This window comes from Streptosporangium sp. NPDC002524, from assembly GCF_040295985.1.
In the GTDB taxonomy this organism is placed as follows: Bacteria; Actinomycetota; Actinomycetes; order Streptosporangiales; family Streptosporangiaceae; genus Streptosporangium.
Window position 1 is genome coordinate 130,175 of the sequence record NZ_JBEOWK010000008.1, and the last position, 17,592, is coordinate 147,766.

A 17,592-nucleotide genomic window follows, 5' to 3' on the forward strand; every position below is an offset into this window, starting at 1 on the left:
TTGTCGGAACCGGAGGTCAGGAGGCCAAGGGACCGGCGAACATCGACCGCCCCGCTGATCGGCCAGGGCGGTGATCGGCCGGGCGCTCCAGGGGAGACAAGGCGCGTTTGCTAAGCGGAGGATCCTCCACTAACGTCGGTCCAATAAAGCGGAGAGTCCTCCGTTTCATCGGGGCGCCCCAGGAGGACCCGCGCGCCACATCAAGCTCGGCCACCCCGGCCACCCCGGCCACCCCGGCTACTCCGACCCCGACAATCCCGGCCATCCCGGCTACTCCGACCCCGACGTCCCGGAGGCGATCGCATGACCACGCCCACACCCACACCGCAGACCCCGCTCGGCACCGGATACGGCCCCGCGACGACCGCGGCCGAGGTCGTTGCCGGAGTGGACCTCACCGGCAGGACCGCGATCGTCACGGGCGGCTACTCCGGCCTCGGCGTCGAGACGGTCCGCGCGCTGCGCACGGCGGGGGCGTCGGTCGTCGTTCCCGTGCGGAACCGCGAGAAGGCGGCCGAGACCCTCGCAGGCATCGACGGCGTCCGGCTCGAACCGATGGACCTCCAGGACCCCGCGTCGGTCGACGCGTTCGCCGACCGCTTCCTCGACGGTGACCGGCCGCTGCACATGCTGGTCAACAGCGCCGGGATCATGGCCGTCCCGCTCTCGCGCGACGCGCGCGGCCACGAGTCCCACTTCGCGACCAACCACCTCGGCCACTTCCGGCTGACGCTCCGGCTCTGGCCCGCGCTGCTGCGGGCCGAGGGCGCGAGGGTCGTCGCGGTGTCGTCGTGGGGACACCGCTACTCCGGCATCGTCTGGGACGACGTGCACTTCGAGCGCCGCCCGTACGAACCGATGAGCGCCTACGGGCAGTCCAAGACGGCGAACAACCTCTTCGCCGTCGAGCTCGACCGGCGCGGGCGCGACCAAGGCGTCCGGGCGTTCTCCCTGCACCCGGGCAGGATCCTCACCCCGCTCGTACGGCACACCAGCCCGGACGTCCTCCAGCGGATGGGCATGATCGGGGAGGACGGCGAACCGATCGTCGACCCGTCGCGGAACATGAAGAGCCCCGAGCAGGGTGCCGCGACGAGCGTGTGGTGCGCCACCGGCCCGTTGCTCGACGGGCACGGCGGCGTCTACTGCGAGAACTCCGACATCGCCCCGCTCGTCCCCGAGGGCGACGACCCTGTCGCCCTGGCCGAGGAACGGATGCGGACCCGGGAGTCCCTCGCCTTCGGCGTCATGCCCTACTCGATCGACCCGGATTCCGCGGCCCGCCTGTGGTCCCTCAGCGAGAAGCTCACCGGGGTCCTCCTCTGAAAGCGTGGCGTCGTCTCAGGGAGCCGGAGCCGGAATCGGAATCGGAACCAGGGCCGGAACCGGAGCCGGAATCGGAACCGGAGCCGGGGGCCGGTTCCGGCGAGGGCACCCCGATGCTCAGATGTCCTCGGCCCGCGTCGCGGACCGAGGACACCCGGGACATCTCACCTGGTCAGCCGGTGGTCAGGCCGGCCTCCGCCGGGAGGCGCCCGCCTACCTCATCGAGGTCAGTAGACGACGTAGCAGTTCACGCCGTCGGACTCGCGGTAGCACTTCGCCGTCTCCAGCCCGTTTATCTTGGTGTAGACGTTGGCGCCGATCCGGTGCCAGGTGCCGTGCATGCTCAGCCAGTACGGCTCGTACTGGAGGGTGAACGCGTCGGTGTCGCTGTACCCGGCGTTGTAGCTGTACGTGTGCCCGTTCATGCTCGTCGTGCGGCAGTTGCGGTCGACCGTCACCCAGGAGGTCTGGTTGCCGCCGTTCCAGTTCCAGATGTCGCAGTTGCTGCCGTATCCCGCGTTGGTGTTGCGGATGTCCTTGGCGATGACCAGGTTCTGGATGCTGTTGTATCGGACCACCAGGCCACAGCACTCGACGGCGGCCACGTTCGCGCCGCTGGACTCGGCGGGCGCGGGGGCCGGGGGGTCCACGGGGGCGACCAGGGGCGGGGTGGGCGGCTTGGCGTCGGCGTAGGCCATGGAGGTCGGCGCGATCACCGACACGACGAGCGCGATCGCGAGCATCAGGTAGCGGACCGTTCGAGAGCTCGGTTTTCTCATGATTTCCCCTTTTCCCCTGGTCTTCCGCGACCGCTTCGCACGGTTTCGATGCTTTCCCCGTTCCATGGCCACCGACGACGCGACCGGCCCTTCGGGAAGGCGCCGGGCATGTCCGTGGCGAGGCTCCGTCGAGCGGTACGCCGGTGACACCTCGTGTCGACCTCAGTCTGCGCGAGGCGGGGACCTGATTCGTTGCCCGTGAGCGCTCACCTTTTGCCCGTGAGCGCCCACTTGTCTTCCGGGCTCGCGGGACTTCGGCGGGTTCGGATCATGTCGTACTCGTCGACGTTCGCCGGGCATGACCCCCCGCCCGGCCCGCCACACCGCCGTGTCACGGGGGTCCGGACAGAACCCCCGTGAAGCCCCTCAGGCGGCGTCGAGGGCTGTGGTGATCTTGCGGGTCATGTCCGTGAGGGTGGGGGTGGGCTCGCCGTGGTGGGTGGCGGTTTCGAGGGCGAGGAGGACGGTGGCGCGGAAGTTGTCGGCTTCTGCCGGGTCCTGCTTCTTGAGCAGACTCATGGACGCGGTGAGGGCGGGGAGTACGTGGTCGGCGATGGCGGCCACGGATTTGCCGTTCAGTTTGACGCCCGTGGACTTGTCGGCGAGGACGTGCCCGACCAGGCCGGTCGCGGAGGCCAATGCGATGGAGCCGTCGGTGGCGATGCGGTGGGCGCCGGGCTTGCCGGCGGCACCGGCGGCGGACAGCAGGGTGACGGCGCCGTAGGCGGCGGTGCGCAGGGTCTGCTTGTCCTGGTCGGTAAGGGTGACGGACATGGTGATGTGCTCCTTGGGATCATGAGGAAAGAGGAAAACGGACGGATGGTGAAACGCGCCCCGCTGGTGCCGTACCAGCCTCGGTGTCAGTCGTCGATCGCCTGGTAGAGCGTGGTCCAGAAGTCGTGGATGAGCCGCGCCGGGTCCGGGACCGACATCCCGACCTGGCTGAGCAGGATCCCGGTGAGCCGGTTGTCCGGGTCGGCGTACGTCGAGGTGCCGCTCCCGCCGTCCCAGCCGAACTGGCCGATGGGCGCGTAGTCGCCGCGGTAGGTGCGCACCGCCATCCCCATGCCCCAGCCGCCGTGCTGCCCCTGGCCGTGCGACACGTGGACGTTGTCGACGGCCATGGCGTGCCGGGCGGCCTGCTGCCCGGGCGTGAGGCGGTTGGTGGTCATCAGCTCGACGGCGGGCCGGGACAGGATCCGCTCGGTCCCGTGCGTCCCGCCGTTCAGCAGCATCCGGAAGTAGGCGTGGTAGTCGTCGGCGGTGGAGACCAGCCCGCCGCCGCCACCCTCGAACGCCGGAGGCCGGCTCCACCGTCCCCCCTCGGCCTCGTCCCACACGACGAACTCCCCGCTCCGCGGGTCGGGGGCGTAGAGGGTCGGCAGCCGGTCGATCTTCTCGGCGGGCACGTGGAAGCCGGTGTCCTTCATACCCAGGGGTTCGAAGATGCGTTCGCGCAGGAACGCCCCGTACGACTGGCCGGTGACCCTGGCGACGAGCACGCCGAGGACGTCGTGGCTGATCTGGTACTGCCAGCGCTCCCCGGGCTGGTGCATCAGCGGAAGCGTGCCGAGGCGGCGCATCCACTCGTCCGGCTCGGGCATCGGCTCCGGCAGGTCGGGCGTGAGCCCCTGCTCGAAGATCGCGCCCATGATCGGGGTGCCCAGCGCCGTCATGTCCATGCCGAGCCCGAACGTCGAGGTCAGCAGGTCCCGTACGGTGATCGGCCGCCGCGCCGGCACGGTGTCGTCCAGCGGGCCGTCGATCCGCCTCAGCACCCGCCGGTCGGCGAGTTCCGGCAGCCACGGCTCGACGAGGTCGTCCACCCGCAACCTGCACTCGTCGACCAGGACCATCGCCGCCGCCATCGCGACCGGCTTGGACGTGGACGCCATCCGGAAGATCGTGTCCCGGCGCATCGGCGCGCCACCGTCATGGGACATCGTCCCGATCGTCTCGACGTGCGTCTCACCGCCCCGGCTGACCAGGGCGACCAGTCCGGGAATCCTCCCGGAGTCGACATGCCGTTCCAGCACGCCGTGCAACCTGCGCAGCCCCGACTTCGAGAAGCCGCTCTTGCCGGTTTCCATCATGAGTCTCCTTGCAGACAGTGTTCGATCAGTCTTCGTTCTTGCGAGCCCCGCCCCGAGGCGACACTTGTGGCTTCCACGAGCGACGTACGAGGTCGGGGGTGAAGTTCGTGTGGTTCGGTGTGGTTCGGTGCGCAGTCCCTTGATGTGGCCCGGTTCGCAGTCCCGAGGCCGCGATCGCCGAACCGTTCATGGCTCCACCATCGCCAACCGCCCTGATACCGAGGTGTCGCCGCCCTGACGCCACCGCTGACACGGCGGTGACGCCGGTGACGGTGGCCGTGGCGGTGATGGTGACGGCAGCGACGTCGACGGTGACGGCGGGGACGTCGACGGCTGTGGTTGTGACTGTGCTGCGTCTGTGGCTGTGGCTGTGGCTGTGCTGCGTCTGTGGCTGTGGCTGTGAACGACGCGACCAGGCCGGCCGGTCCGGAGTCATCAGCTCGCGATGGGGGAGATCCACTCGACGAGCTGGATCTTCACACCGTCGGGGTCGGTGAGCTGTGTCGGCAGCTCCCCCCATGGCTCCCGCCGGAGCGGGACGGTGATGGTGGCGCGACGGTCAGGAACACCGCGGAAGAGACGACGTTCATCCCGCGGCACCGTGAAAGGACATCCCCATCCACCTCCTGACATGCGTGTTCTTTGGATGAAGCAAGCATCACGCCAGGCGGTACCGCGGATCAACGGCGACCATCGCAACGGTCGTTAACCCCGTGGTTGACGGTCTCGGCCGGACAGCACTCCACCCCGATGAGCGCCGCCGGTGGCGTCCAGGCCGGAGTTTCCAACGTGAGGAATCCGGGTGCAGCCCGGGTTCTGGGCGGTGATCATCACACCGTGGGGGAGGAAGGCCACAGTCACGACGAATGAAAGAGCGGCGTCCCGCGACTCAGACAGGTGCGGGTCCAAGTCATGTCGTACTCGTCGACGTCCAGAGCGGCACCGGTGGCGGTCAGGAAGCACAGCACGTCGAGGTCGAGGTGCCAGCCGAGCAGATCGGGTTTCTGGGACGGCTCCGGATCCAGGGTGTTCCGGGGGTTCTCCTCGTGCTCGTCGAGATGGCGCACGACCTCCAGGACCGCGCCGCCGTGTTCCGCGTCTTCGGCGCGAAGACGTTCGGCGAGTTCGGCGATACGGCCGTTATGGGACTCGACATCCCACCGGTCGGCCCGGCTCCCCGGCCGCCGTTGGCCTCCTCGACGGGGTGGTCGAGGGCGACCAGGTCACCCTCGCCGATCCCCTCCGCGCCCGTACCGTGTGGAGACTCCGGCGCGGTCGGCGATAATGACCGCGATGCTGATCACGAACCTGCGCATTCCCACCCCCCACCCCGGCGAGTGGCCGTTCACCCTGTCCCCGGTCGCGCACCTGGTCGACGGTGTCGAGTTGACCGCTCCGGTGACGTTCCTGGTGGGGGAGAACGGCTCGGGGAAGTCCACGATCGTCGAGGCCGTCGCCGACGTGTGCCGGATCAACTCCGAGGGAGGGAAGGCCGGGACGAAGTACGCCAGCAGGGGACCCGCGGCCACCCCGCTCGGCGAGGTCCTGGACGTCGAGCTGACCTCGCTCGGGCTGCGGCTCATCCACGGTCCCCGGCTCAAGAGGCGAGGGTTCTTCCTCCGCGCCGAAACCCTGTTCAACCTGGGGAACAACGTGTCCGGCCTGTACGGCTACTGGGAGGAGAACCTCACCGAGCAGTCACACGGTGAGGGATTCTTCACGGTTCTCGAACGGATGGTGACCGGTCCCGGCCTGTATTTGATGGACGAGCCGGAGGCGGCCCTGTCGTTCGCCTCGTGCCTGCGGCTGCTCAGCCTGATGGACCGGGTGCGTGGCGAGGGCGGCCAGATCATCTGTGCCACCCACTCGCCGATCCTCGCCAGCCTGCCCGGCGCCCAGATCCTCGAACTCGACGACCACGGGATCCACACCACCGAGTGGGACAAGCTCCAAGTGGTCGACCACTGGCGCCGCTATCTGGCCAAGCCCGAGTTCTACCTGCGCCACGCGCTGGACCAGGACGCCGACTGACTCCGTTCACGACCAAGCCGGGCGTCGGCTGAGCTTCCCCGCGGGACGGACGATTACGGCCCTGCGCTTTCCGGGTCGCACTACCGGTCTCGCCAGGTGGCCTCGGCGCACAGGACGCGGGCCGCCTCGTGTGGTTCGGCGTCCCTGACCACGTAGTGGTCGGCGCGTCCGTTGTACCGCTCAAGGCGGAGAACGGTCACGATGCCCGAGACGAAGATCTGGCGATTATGCGGATCGCGGACGTGCACCTGCCGATCGACGGTGAGACTACCGTCGAACGGCTGTCCGCCGATGACGTCGCTCTCCCACCGCCAGAGGCGACGGCTGACCCCGGGTGACAGGCTCTCCACTCCCCGCGCTTGGTAGGGCATGGTGAAAGTCCGTGAACCTTCCGGATTCAGCTCCTCGGCGATGCGCTCCTCGTCGGACAGCTCCCGCAGCCGCTCCTCCTGCTCGTGCGGCTCCCAGTCGGGGAAACAGTACGGAAGGCCTCCCAAGTGCTCCTGCCGCGCGTAGTACCGGTCGACGAGGGGATCGGCGAACCGGCCCGGACGGTCCTCGGGACGAGCGATGCTCTCCGGTGTGATCTCGGCTCCGTCCTCGATCTCGACACCCTGCCGCCGCAGCCATTCGTGGATCGTCACGCCCTTCTCGCGGAGCCGCTCCCTCGTCCTGCTCAGCCACTCCTCGAAGGTCGGCCGGGAGGGGTCAGTCCGCATCGAGGCCCAGTCCTGGGCGGCCGACACGGGGACGGGCACCTGCCGGGGCTCGACTGGCGGAGGCGGCATCTCCGGCGGAAGCGGCGACGGGACGTACTCTTTCGGCGTCGGCACGATGTACGGCGCGGCCGGCAGGTGCAGCAGCGGATCGAACGCGTCACGGATCGGCCAGAAGCGCAGCAGCCACCGCTCCTCGGGATCATCCGTGTCCTCATCCGGATCGTCGTCGCTGGTGAGCCGCTCGAAGTGCATCGTCAGGCCGTACTCGAAACACGGCGGTCCGATGAGAAAGTCGTGGCCACGACCGTCCATCATCAGGAGCAGATGAACGACACCGCTGTCCGCCACGAAGGTCGTCCGGTCGACCGGCGTCCAGGGACCTTCGAGGCTCGGCGGCTCGGTGTCCCACGCCTCCATCCGGACGGCCGCGATGAAGTGGTAGCCCTCCGGGCTGGTCCACCCCCCGAGGTCGGTGCTGTCCAAGGCGAACGACCCGTACTCCACGTAGACCTCTTCGTCGATGCTGCGGAGCATGCGCGCCATGTGCGTCCCTCGATAGATCCAACTCCGGCCGGTCGCGGACAGCCTGCCGCAAGCGTCCGACAAAACCGCGGCCGAGAAACTCCTGCCGTCCAAGCGGCTCCGGGCCAGGCCGCGGCACGTTTCGCGTGCCGCACGGACTCGGCCGGAGCCGTGGGGCGGTGTCAGTCCTGACGTGATGTTTCGAGGGCGACGAGTTCGACCTCGGGTCCGTCGGTGTCCTTCAGGTCGACGTCCTTCAGGTCGGTGTCCTTCAGGTAGGCGGCATAGTGCCGCTCACCACCGGCATGGGGATGACGCTGCGGGAACAGCGGGGTCCAGCCGTGCCGCATTGCCCGCCCGGCCAAGGCGTCGGCCATGGCCCGGCTCTCGACGGCCTCGCCCGGTTTCTCATCCGGCTCGCCCGGGTTCTCAGCCGGGTGGGCCGAGCTCGAACCAGATGACGGTCCCGGTGTCGTCACGGTGGAATCCCCAGCGGGTCGCGAGGTCGTTGACGAGCATCAACCCCCGACCACCCGTGGCGTCCACCCCGGGGTTCCCCGTACGGGGAATTCGCGAGGAGCCGGGGTCCTGGACGGTGACCAGCACGCCGTACGGGACGAAGGCCACCGTGACGACGAATTCCCCGGGCCGTTCGACCGGTCCCGTACCGTCCCACGCGGTGTCGGTGGTTTCGGGGGCGACCGGCCGGGTGGGGTGCTCGACGGCGTTGGTCGCGAGTTCGCTGGTGAGGAGCACGGCGTCGTCGTACAGCGGGTGGTCGTCCCCGAGGACCTCGGCGACGAAGTTTCGCGCGGTCCTGACCTGGTCGCGGGTGGCCCCGAATCGCTGAGAGATCACCGGAGACCTCGCGGGCACGTGACCCGCGTGACCCGAGGGCGTCGGCCATCCGGGCACGTGGCCCAGGTGCGGCGACCATACCGCTCTCGCCTGGGCCGGTTCCGTGGGGCCGTCGGCTGTCGCCCGGAACCGGTCAGCGAACACGCCGACGAGCACGGACAGGAGTCGCCCCGCCATCCCGGTGACCCCCCCATCCTCGTGATCGCGATGCTATTCCCGCTCCCGGCGTCCCTTTCCGTGAACCTGACGCCCTCGGGGCCGTTGACACCTTCGGGCCGCGGCTCCGGAACGGCCGTTCGGCGACTCGTCTCGGGGAGAGGACGCCGTGGCCGTTCACGCTGTTCGGGGGCGAGGTGGGAACCGAAGTTCTCGATGTGCCGCATCCGTGCGACCAGTTCGGCGAAGGTGTCGGCCTCGATCAGTCCGACGCGCTCCCGGCACCAGGCGGGGGAGAGCGCCCACCAGCGTTCGGTGGCCTTGCCGTACCAGAGACACCAGCCGATGAACCGAAGCGTCGGCGCACCGGTGTCGCCTTCTCCGGGCTCTGGGGAGAGAGGAGCGGGAAGGTCTTCCGTTGTCTCGGCGATCGCTTCGACAGGTGGTGGGCTCATGCCGTCACCCCTTTCCGGTACGCCTCGCGCCTGCCCGGCCAGGGCCGTACACCCGGCGACTCCCGTCCGTACGACGGCTGCCCGTATGGCAGCTGCCCGTACGGTGGCTGCCCGTACGGTGGCGCGCTCATCGCGGCCGGTCGCGCGTGACGTCCCCTTCCTACTGGAGAACCCGCGAAGGGACGGCTCGCCGGGCGCGCGGTCACGGCGGTGAACGGGTTCGGCGCGGCGGGTGTGGTGGGCGCGGCTTGCACTGGAGGCACGGCCGAGGGCAGCCGACCGCACAGCCCGAGGCGACGCCGGGCCGTCATACGGGTGCGGACCTGGGCCGGAGTGGGCTGCTCCCACAGGTGACCGGGCCGATGCGGCAGGCTGGCGGCGTCGTGCGCGTACGGGGGATGGCCGCACCAGCGACAGCCCAGGGGCGAGGGTGGCTGCTCGGCGTGCCAGCGGACCCAGATGATCTTTGGGGTTCTATTAGGGTTGGACACAGGTCGCACCTCCAGCGTGCGGTCGAGGTTCTGCCGGGCGACGTCATTCGCCCTGGCAGAGCCGTTTTCATGGTGATGTCACCGGCCACGTCCGTGCCTTGGCCGGTGGACCCGCTCCCGCTTCGGGAAGCCGCGATTTCCGTGTGAGGGGTCGCGTACGCATCAGGCGGGGCACCCTGTACTCCCCGCTGCCGGCTGTCACGTCCATGCCCATCGCCTCTCACGGAGAGTGAAGCTATTGATGCGCAGAGGCAGCGACATCAGCGCCGTTGATACTTTGACGAGAAGAGGAGCCAAGCACGTCATCGCGGGTTACCGTGAGGCCATGGCCTACTCGGATCCGGCGGCGGAGAGTGTGGGAACACGCGTACGACGTGCTCGTAAGCGCGTCGGCATCACCCAGAACGAGCTGGCGCGGCGCATCGGCCGTGCGCAGTCCTGGGTGTCCGGAGTGGAGAACGACAGCATTCCCCTCGACTCCATCGCGCTGGTCAACACCCTCTCTCGGGTGCTGCGCGTACATCCCAACGGGCTCACCGCGCGTCCCTACCGCGGCGACACTCCGGCCGAGGACCGCGGCCACTCGGCGATCCCCGAGATCCGTCGGCACCTGGAGCGCTATGACCTCGACCCCGAGTGGGCCGGCGAGGTACGCCCGATCGCCGAGCTGCGATCCGATGTTGAACGCCTGATGTGGCTACGGCGGGAGACGCGCTACGCCGATATGGCCGACAGGACTCCCGCGCTGATCGCCGAACTCCAGGCGGCGACTCATCTGTGTGCCGATGCCGATCGAAGAAAGACCTTCCAACTGCTCTCGATCGCATACCGGGCAGCCGACACGGTTGCCTACAACCTCGGCTACGCCGATCTCTCGGTGATCGCCACAAGCCGCATTCACTGGGCGGGGGAACGAGCGGGGGACGTCTACAGCGAAGCGCTGTTCGCCTATCTACGTACTCGGAACCTGTGGGCCAGCACTTCGTGGAACGACGCGCTCGCCGTGCTCGACACGGCATGCACGAAGATCGAGGACGAGTACACCGCAGGTCATCCGGAGGCACTGGCCGTCTGGGGCGGACTTCAACTGAGGGCTGCCATCACGGCCGCTCGTAAGAACGATGCCGATGAGGCATGGTCACGACACCAGCTCGCGGCCGAGGCGGTCACCCGGCTCGGAGCGCGTCAGCGCACCAACTACTACGAGTTGTCCACCAACCAGCCCAACATCGACATCCACGGTGTGGCCGTAGCCGTCGAGCTCGGTGACGGACCCCGGGCCGTACAACGAGCGCAGACGGTTCACCTTCCCAAGGATCTCCATGCCAGCCGTGCCGGCTACCACCATCTGGACTATGCCCGAGGACTGCTGTGGTGCGGTAAGCGCGATGACGCCCTGACCGAACTCGAACGTGCGGAGAAGATCGCCCCGATGCTCGTCCGTAACCACCCGATGGCTCAGCAGGCCGTACGGACGTTGCTGGAGCTTGAACGGTACGGCTACCGGGAGCGGATCAGGCGGCTTGGTGTACGGATGCACATTCTCTGACATTTTTGGCGTGGCGCTCATGCCTTACCGTTCACTCATCCAAAGCAGGAGGGCGCGTCTTGAGGCAGGATGGCCGTTGGGTGTAGCTGTTCTAAAGGAGTAACTGAGCTGGGGATTCGTGTTTCGGGCTGGGGTGAGCAGAGAGCCGCGCCTCACCTTCTGAGGTAAGGCGGTGGCGATGGGGGCGTTACTCCAGGAACTGGTACAGCAGGGGGCGGCCCGGGAGCGGGCTGAGGTGGGAAGAACGGGTATCCCGTTTGATCACGCGAGAAGCGGGTTACCAACGCTGTGCGTCACACAGGCATCGATGCTTGCCGGATAATGCTGGCGGCCGATCCCACAGATGCCGACCACTGCTGACACAGTCGACCAGCTGACTACCCGGTACAGGGGAAGCCAAGGCGGCCAGCCCATGCAAACGCGATGGCCAGCGGACTGAATTTGACAGATAATGCGGGCGTCAATTTTCGATTGACAAATTATTTTAACCGTTTCTACTATGTGAGCCACCGACACTCCAAGTGATGCTTAGAGCCTTGGCGTCTCCGATTGCCAAGTTGCCTCGTCGGAGGCGGCGTTAGACCCCTCGGAATGTCTGACGAGTTCCTCGACTGCGGACGTGGCGATGGTCGCTGACCAGTCCAACCTCAGGGCGACTGGAGCTGGACAGACGTCAGACAATTGGCTGGACCCTGGTTCCGTCCTCGGCTCCCCTGGGCGTGTGTGGACCTCGGGCTCGGCTCTGTCGCAACGCCCGTCTTCTCGCGCCTCCAATAAGGGTTGCAATCGCCTCAAGATCGCTCCCTGATCGCGAGAAGTTCCTGGCGAATCTCGCTTGGCCCGCCTACTCCACCCAATGCCACCAAGATCTTCAAGAAAATAATTCCGACATACTGCCATCTAGGGGAACAGTAATGAGCAAACCCCTCGAAACTATCGAGATCCCGTCTGGACAGGCTCGGTAGCTTATGCAATGGTTATCCGCGAACAAGGTTGCTATCTTATCGCTTGACCCGCTTCTAATTTTTGCGCCCATTCTTCCGTATTTAGCCTCAATGGGCCTGTTTATGGTGCAAAAAATTCGCAGTAGGTCTACCTTTGTAAAATTAATTATAGCCCGGCCCGGTTCGACCAGAGTAAATCCATAACAAAGGCTAAAGCGGGACCCTCCTGTCCCGTGCCGACCTTAAAGGGGGCTCACATGGCAGGAATTATGACGTGCATTTCCCTGCACCTAGACGCTGAAGGGGAGGGGAAAATTTCCGCATTTCTCGAATACGATCCCAAGGTGCCGTTTCACGTGCACGTGAACGTTCCGAATTTCACAGCCTTCGATATTCCCCGGGACGCTGTCGCGGCCGGGCTCAACCGGTCATGCCCACCCAACGAGTGCTCTTGCAGTAACATTTGCCTCCAGGATGCGGGTTCTGGATGGCTGCAGGCCATTCTTCAGCTTCCCCGGACTGAGCGGCTCCACGCCTGGATCCTTCGCCAGGATCTGGAAGAGTTCTTGGTTCGCGCATTCTCCCTGGTTCCTGATGGGCGGGAGCTCTTGGACTACGACTGGGACGCCGCACTCAGAAAGCTGCACGACCCTGACAGCTAGCTTCAACACTGACAGAGATTGTCCGCGGATCGTCGACAGTATCCGGTGTCCCAAGGTTTCTGAGATTTCCAGACGACAGGATGTAAGTGCTCGCGTAGGCCTGGCTATATCGCTGTCGATTCGGCAATCGGCATTGCGGACGGTCACGCCTCGGGGTCGTCGACTCAGGTGGTGAGGACACCGCTGTATCCGTTGTTGTCCAACTATCTCTTCAGGCTTCCTTCTCCTGCGCCGCTGCGCGACGGGAATTAACAACTTCCGCTATCTGTACTGCCGCTCGGATGGGCTCTTCGTGTTCCCACACCCTAATCGTCAACCATCCGGCTTCCCCGAGGAGCCGATCGGTTTCGGCATCGCGCTCTCGGGTTCGCTGTACCTTCTCTGCCCAAAAAGTTGCGTTGGTCACCGCGACAGTATGGTGCTGGGGGCACCCGTGCCAGAAGCACCCGTCGAGGAAGACAGCGATCTTCGCCTTCGTAAACACCAAGTCCGCGGTCCGACGAACACTCTTGAGGGGGCGAATGCAGACCCTGTAACGCAGGCCAAGCGCGTGCACGGCTCGACGAAGGGCCAGCTCCGGCTTCGTATCCCGGCCCTTGTTAGATCTCATGCTTGCCCGAGTCGCGGCGCTGGACGCCCACGACTCGGCACCCGTTCGCGTCACGGCTCTACCGTACGACGTCCTGCTTGCGCAGCGGACCGGTGGCGACCGGATGGCGACGCGCTCTGTTCCGGCTGGCGCACTCTTGAACGGCGCGGTCTTCGGGGCGCCGATAACGGAAGAGCCGGTTTTCCCACGAATGTAGCCATATCCTGCGGAGCGACTACGATCCGTACGGAACTCAACCGCCCGAGCCGTCGGGCGGAGTACCGCGACCTCGATGACTCCCGTTGGTCGGAACGGAGGGTACCGTGCTGAACGGTGTCACGTTGGCCGATCGGTATCGCCTGGACGAAAAGCTGGGCGCGGGGGCCATGGGTGAGGTCTGGAAAGGGTTCGACCTGCGGTTGAAGCGCGAGGTGGCGGTCAAAGTCTTTCCCAGTCACCTCGATCCGGAGCCGCATCGGCTTGAGCGCTTCCGGGTCGAGGCACAGATCTGCGGTGTCCTTCAGCATGTCGGGATCGTCGTCATCCACGATGCGGATGAAGACCAAGGCCGGTTGTTCTTCGTCATGGAGTTGCTGCCCGGCGAGGACTTGGCCAAGGTCATGTCCAAGGCCCGGAACGGTCTGCCGATCGAGCGCGTGATAACCATCGGAGCGCGCCTGGCGGACGCTCTGGCCGCCGCACATGCCAAGAAAATCATCCACAGGGATATCAAGCCCGCCAACATCATGCTTCTTCATGGCGATCGGCCGAAACTCTGCGACTTCGGAATCGCCAAGGTCCTCGATCCCGATCAGGGCAAGGCGACCGGGCAGGTGGGTACCGCCGCTTACATGGCTCCCGAGCAGTTCGACGGCCAACCGGACGAGAGGAGCGACATCTACTCGCTCGGCTGCGTCCTCTACGAGATGGTGACCGGAGATCGCCCCTTCCTCGGCAACGGTTGGCAACTGATCTTCCAGCACGGCTCCAAAACGCCAGAGGCACCGAGTGTCGTCCGCGCCGAAATCCCGGCCGAGTTGAATGACCTGGTCCTCCAAGTGCTGGCCAAGAAGCCGGAGGATCGCCCGCAGACGGCCATGGAGGTCGCCGCCCGGTTGAAGACCATGCGGACGCCTCCGGCCTCCAAATCCAAACCGTCTGCCGGCGACGAAAGTGTCCGACAGCCTCCACCGCAAAGACTTTTGAAGTCGGGCGTTCCGGAGCGGAAGCACACCGACGGCGACGACATCGCGAGAAAGAAAATCGAGGCTGTTCTACGCAAGGCACGAATCGATGTCAAGGTGGCTGGATACACTCGAGCCCCCGGTCTGACTCGGTTCGAGATCAGGCTTGGTCCGGCTACGCCCGCCGCCGCCGTGTTCGCGTTGTCGGAAATCTTTGCCGCGGCCCTGAACAATGCTGCGGTCCGACTTGTCGAGCTGGAACGATCGACTTCGCCCCTACCAGGTGTGGCCGCCGTAGGCGTGGAAGTGCCGCACGGCCTGCCCGACCTGATCAGCCTTGGCGATCTACTGCGCGAAACACCCACGGGAGACGCGCTGATCCTCGGACGCGACCGAGATCGGAATCCCGCCGTCTTGGATCTGACACAATCACCACATTTCTTGATTGGCGGTGCTGTTGGTGAGATTGACCCACTCCGCACCCTCATCGCTTCAGCCCTGATGCGCCGGAGCCCACGTCGGCTTCGCCTGGCGCTGCTTGACTCCCGCAGGGGCGGCCTGAGTCCGTTCACGGAGCTTCCCCACGCAGTGAGCCAGGAAAATCCGCTGGCTTGGGCGGTCGCCGAGGTTGAACGACGCTATGCCGATCTATCCGCGACGCACAGCCGAACCACCGATCAGTTCAACCGGAAGGTGCGTGAAGGGCGAGCGCCTGTCCCGCTCGTGGCCTTGGGTGATGCCGAGCTGGTTCATCCGGACGTGCTCGTGGTGGTCGACGAGCTGGCCGAAGCCATGCGGTCGGCTCCCACGGAGAAGGCCATCACGGAGCTGACCAGAGAAGGCCGCGCGGCCGGCGTTCATGTCATCGTTCGTACGGCCTCGCCGGACGAACATGTGATCACCGGTCGGGTCAAGGCTTACATCACGGCCAGACTGGCCTTGAGGGTGTCAACGGCGGAACAGAGCATGCGGGTGCTGGATCACATGGGCGCCGAGTCGCTGCATCCCGATGAGGGGATGCTCGTCACGAGCCGGAACCGCATGCCGTACCCGGTGAGACTTGCCGCGATCTCCAACGAGGAGATCGCGGCGATCGTCAGTCACTGGCAAGGTTGAGGAACGGGCTTGGTTCACCGTGCCACGAGACCTGAAGGCGTTCGCGGGCCCGAGTGCAAGCGACGAAAAGCAGGCAGCGTTCCCGCTGCAGGTCGTTCCAGTGAGTGGTGGCGTCCTCTTCGAGCGGTGTGATCGAACTTGCGGCAGGCACCTGGTTCGCGCCCACCCCGATCACTGCCACACAGCGGAACTCCAGGCCTTTCATCCGATGCATGGTGGTGACCCGTACGTGCCCCTCGGCGCCGTCTTTGTCACGCGTGAGATGGCTGACAGCGATGTCGGCACGCGTGAGCGCGGCTGCCGCGTCCTGGGCCAACAGTCCCGACCGCGTTGCGACACCGATCTCCTCGGGCTGCACCCCTGCGTCCAGCCACGACTGAACGGTCTCCACCACGTGAGCGAGCTCTGTGCTCTTGGTCGAGGCTCCGAACAGCTCGGGCTTGGCACCGTGAACCTCGGATCGGCAGCCGGTCAGGTTGACCTGCTGCCCGTCAAGGTCGTCGATCTTCTCGCCGGCCAGCATGGCACAGCTCCACGCGAGGATCTCCTCGGTGGTGCGGTAGTTGATCTTCAGTCGGGTGGATCGACCGCTCAGGTGGATACCGACCGAACCGAGGCTGACCCGATTGTCATAGATCCGTTGGTGTGTGTCGCCGGCGATGAACAGGTCATCGGATCCCTCGGCCACCGCTGCTCGCAGTACCCGCCAGCGGACAGGGTGCAAGTCCTGGGCTTCGTCCACGATCACGTGGTCGTACGGCTTTCCGTCCCGTTCGGCCAACAAGCGTGTCGCCGCCACACAGACCGTTTCGAACGTGCGAAGGTTGCGTTCGTTCAACTCCTGCTCGAACTCTGCGATCGCCCGCCAGATCTGCGCCCGCTGCAAGGAGCCGAGTCGACGGCCGCGCCCGACCCGACGGGCGGAGAGGTACTCGGCGGAGGCGATGATCTCCTGGGCAAGGGCTACTTGCCGCCACTCCTCTCGGAGGAACGTCTCGCTGAAGTCCAGGTCACGACGACGCACGATCCGCCGCCAGATCTCCATCTCCTCATCGTCACGGAGCAGCGCGAACTTCCCAGAGTCCTTATCGACCACTCGACGGGCGACCTGGTCCACGGTGAGCACATCGATCCGGGACAGAACCTCATCGTCGATCTCCAGCAGCCGAAGCGACTCTGCCAGCGACCGGGCAAGCGTCGCGGTGAACGTGGTGAGCAGCACCCGACCACCCTGTCGGGCGAGGTGCCTGGCGCGGTGCAAGGCCACCACGGTCTTGCCCGTGCCGGGACCACCGATCACCTGGGCCGCACCTGAGTAGGGCCGCAAGGCTGCCTCCCGCTGCAGAGGATGCAGGTAGACCCGCCACCGCGCGAACGGCTTGTCGAACAGTTCCATGAGCTCGTCAGGCCCTTGGACCAACGCCACCTTGTCGGGCATGCGTCGGGTGGCGGCAGCGAGATCCTCCGAGTCGATCTTCTCCGGTACGGCGGAGTCGACGACGTCGTTCCAGACATCCTCGGGGGACATCCCGGCCGCCAGTCCGAAGAGCACGTCGTACTGGATCTGCGGAAGCCTGCCCTCCAGTGCCTCCAGCACGGCCACGTCGGTCAACATCCGCGCAAAATTGCGGATCTGGTCGTCGATACCCAGCCGGATCAAGTCGGCGTCGGAAACATGGTCGAACAGCGACCTCAGCGGCTCCACCGGGGCCTGCGCCAGCGCCTCGATCGTTGCGTCGATGATCGCTTCGTCGCGGATCTCCATGCGGCCGGTGGCCATGTTGACCGACACCCGACGGTTCTGAGCCCATGCATAAGCCTCATCATGGGTGTCGACCCGAAGCAGGGTGAGCTGATCGCCCTTGTCCGGGACCAGGACGATGCCCCGATACCTTCGGTCGATCCGAATGCTTTTCAGCCGCTCCTCACGGATGTTGTTGAGCTTTTCCAGGTGAGCTCCGGCATGTGCGGTCTGCTCGAACTTGAGGATGGTGTCGACGACCTTCTGCTGGACCGGACGCTCCAGGCGGATCAGATCCTGCAGGAAGTCCTGGTGAATGCCCAGACGTGCCATGCCTTCTCCTCTCCAGCCCGGCTTGCGGTCCGACCGTCACGATC

Annotated in this window: 14 protein-coding genes; 5 read left to right on the plus strand and 9 right to left on the minus strand. The window is 66.1% G+C overall.

Features of this window, described 5'->3' with window-relative positions:
• The first annotated feature begins 303 nt into the window (after positions 1–303).
• A complete protein-coding gene (locus ABT053_RS16005; RefSeq protein ID WP_350969769.1) occupies positions 304–1,326 on the plus strand; it encodes an oxidoreductase in 1,023 nt (340 codons plus the stop codon).
• 227 nt (positions 1,327–1,553) lie between these two features.
• Here the strand turns inward: ABT053_RS16005 and ABT053_RS16010 are convergent, their stop codons facing one another.
• From ABT053_RS16010 to ABT053_RS16025, 4 genes are all read right to left on the minus strand, one after another.
• On the minus strand, positions 1,554–2,105 hold the full coding sequence (locus ABT053_RS16010; protein WP_350969770.1) for a hypothetical protein: 552 nt from the start codon (positions 2,103–2,105) through the stop codon (positions 1,554–1,556).
• Between the two features lie 366 nt (positions 2,106–2,471).
• On the minus strand, positions 2,472–2,879 hold the full coding sequence (locus tag ABT053_RS16015; RefSeq protein ID WP_350969772.1) for a hypothetical protein: 408 nt from the start codon (positions 2,877–2,879) through the stop codon (positions 2,472–2,474).
• Between the two features lie 86 nt (positions 2,880–2,965).
• The gene (locus ABT053_RS16020; RefSeq protein WP_350969773.1) at positions 2,966–4,195 is read right to left on the minus strand and encodes a serine hydrolase domain-containing protein; all 1,230 of its coding nucleotides are present in this window, start codon (positions 4,193–4,195) and stop codon (positions 2,966–2,968) included.
• Between the two features lie 860 nt (positions 4,196–5,055).
• Positions 5,056–5,265, minus strand: coding sequence for a hypothetical protein (locus tag ABT053_RS16025; RefSeq protein ID WP_350969774.1), 210 nt, complete (start codon positions 5,263–5,265; stop codon positions 5,056–5,058).
• A 226-nt stretch (positions 5,266–5,491) separates the two neighbouring features.
• On the opposite strand from ABT053_RS16025, the gene ABT053_RS16030 reads away from it, so the two are divergent.
• Positions 5,492–6,229, plus strand: coding sequence for an AAA family ATPase (locus ABT053_RS16030; protein WP_350969775.1), 738 nt, complete (start codon positions 5,492–5,494; stop codon positions 6,227–6,229).
• 80 nt (positions 6,230–6,309) lie between these two features.
• On the opposite strand, the gene ABT053_RS16035 is transcribed toward ABT053_RS16030, so the two are convergent.
• From ABT053_RS16035 to ABT053_RS16045, 3 genes are all read right to left on the minus strand, one after another.
• Positions 6,310–7,491 carry a hypothetical protein gene (locus ABT053_RS16035; protein WP_350969776.1) on the minus strand — a complete coding sequence of 394 codons (1,182 nt, stop codon included), beginning with the start codon at positions 7,489–7,491 and terminating at the stop codon, positions 6,310–6,312.
• A 161-nt stretch (positions 7,492–7,652) separates the two neighbouring features.
• Positions 7,653–7,847 (minus strand): VOC family protein, encoded by a 195-nt coding sequence (locus ABT053_RS16040; RefSeq protein WP_350969777.1) that lies wholly within the window; start codon positions 7,845–7,847, stop codon positions 7,653–7,655.
• Positions 7,848–7,899: 52 nt separating this feature from the next.
• Positions 7,900–8,328, minus strand: a complete 429-nt coding sequence (locus ABT053_RS16045) for an ATP-binding protein (RefSeq protein ID WP_350969778.1) — start codon at positions 8,326–8,328, stop codon at positions 7,900–7,902.
• A 1,427-nt stretch (positions 8,329–9,755) separates the two neighbouring features.
• Between ABT053_RS16045 and ABT053_RS16050 the strand changes: the two genes are divergently transcribed.
• Together ABT053_RS16050 and ABT053_RS16055 are read left to right on the plus strand one after the other, a co-directional pair.
• Positions 9,756–10,979, plus strand: coding sequence for a helix-turn-helix domain-containing protein (locus tag ABT053_RS16050; protein WP_350969779.1), 1,224 nt, complete (start codon positions 9,756–9,758; stop codon positions 10,977–10,979).
• A gap of 1,201 nt (positions 10,980–12,180) precedes the next feature.
• On the plus strand, positions 12,181–12,585 hold the full coding sequence (locus ABT053_RS16055; RefSeq protein WP_350969780.1) for a hypothetical protein: 405 nt from the start codon (positions 12,181–12,183) through the stop codon (positions 12,583–12,585).
• Positions 12,586–12,796: 211 nt separating this feature from the next.
• On the opposite strand, the gene ABT053_RS16060 is transcribed toward ABT053_RS16055, so the two are convergent.
• Positions 12,797–13,249 (minus strand): very short patch repair endonuclease, encoded by a 453-nt coding sequence (locus tag ABT053_RS16060; protein ID WP_350969781.1) that lies wholly within the window; start codon positions 13,247–13,249, stop codon positions 12,797–12,799.
• A gap of 248 nt (positions 13,250–13,497) precedes the next feature.
• On the opposite strand from ABT053_RS16060, the gene ABT053_RS16065 reads away from it, so the two are divergent.
• Complete coding sequence (locus tag ABT053_RS16065) at positions 13,498–15,474, plus strand: DNA translocase FtsK (RefSeq protein WP_350969782.1); 1,977 nt, start codon at positions 13,498–13,500, stop codon at positions 15,472–15,474.
• On the opposite strand, the gene ABT053_RS16070 is transcribed toward ABT053_RS16065, so the two are convergent.
• Positions 15,455–17,548 (minus strand): UvrD-helicase domain-containing protein, encoded by a 2,094-nt coding sequence (locus ABT053_RS16070; RefSeq protein ID WP_350969783.1) that lies wholly within the window; start codon positions 17,546–17,548, stop codon positions 15,455–15,457. The two genes, ABT053_RS16065 and ABT053_RS16070, sit on opposite strands and share 20 nt — an antisense overlap.
• Positions 17,549–17,592 lie beyond the last annotated feature (44 nt).

Bases quoted from the DNA above. Each gene is read 5' to 3' on its own strand.
- ABT053_RS16020 (WP_350969773.1), bottom strand. From the start codon at position 4,195: ATGGAAACCGGCAAGAGCGGCTTCTCGAAGTCGGGGCTGCGCAGGTTG.
- ABT053_RS16050 (WP_350969779.1), top strand. From the start codon at position 9,756: ATGGCCTACTCGGATCCGGCGGCGGAGAGTGTGGGAACACGCGTACGA.
- ABT053_RS16035 (WP_350969776.1), bottom strand. From the start codon at position 7,491: ATGGCGCGCATGCTCCGCAGCATCGACGAAGAGGTCTACGTGGAGTAC.
- ABT053_RS16055 (WP_350969780.1), top strand. From the start codon at position 12,181: ATGGCAGGAATTATGACGTGCATTTCCCTGCACCTAGACGCTGAAGGG.
- ABT053_RS16030 (WP_350969775.1), top strand. From the start codon at position 5,492: ATGCTGATCACGAACCTGCGCATTCCCACCCCCCACCCCGGCGAGTGG.
- ABT053_RS16010 (WP_350969770.1), bottom strand. From the start codon at position 2,105: ATGAGAAAACCGAGCTCTCGAACGGTCCGCTACCTGATGCTCGCGATC.
- ABT053_RS16070 (WP_350969783.1), bottom strand. From the start codon at position 17,548: ATGGCACGTCTGGGCATTCACCAGGACTTCCTGCAGGATCTGATCCGC.
- ABT053_RS16015 (WP_350969772.1), bottom strand. From the start codon at position 2,879: ATGTCCGTCACCCTTACCGACCAGGACAAGCAGACCCTGCGCACCGCC.
- ABT053_RS16005 (WP_350969769.1), top strand. From the start codon at position 304: ATGACCACGCCCACACCCACACCGCAGACCCCGCTCGGCACCGGATAC.
- ABT053_RS16040 (WP_350969777.1), bottom strand. From the start codon at position 7,847: ATGGCCGACGCCTTGGCCGGGCGGGCAATGCGGCACGGCTGGACCCCG.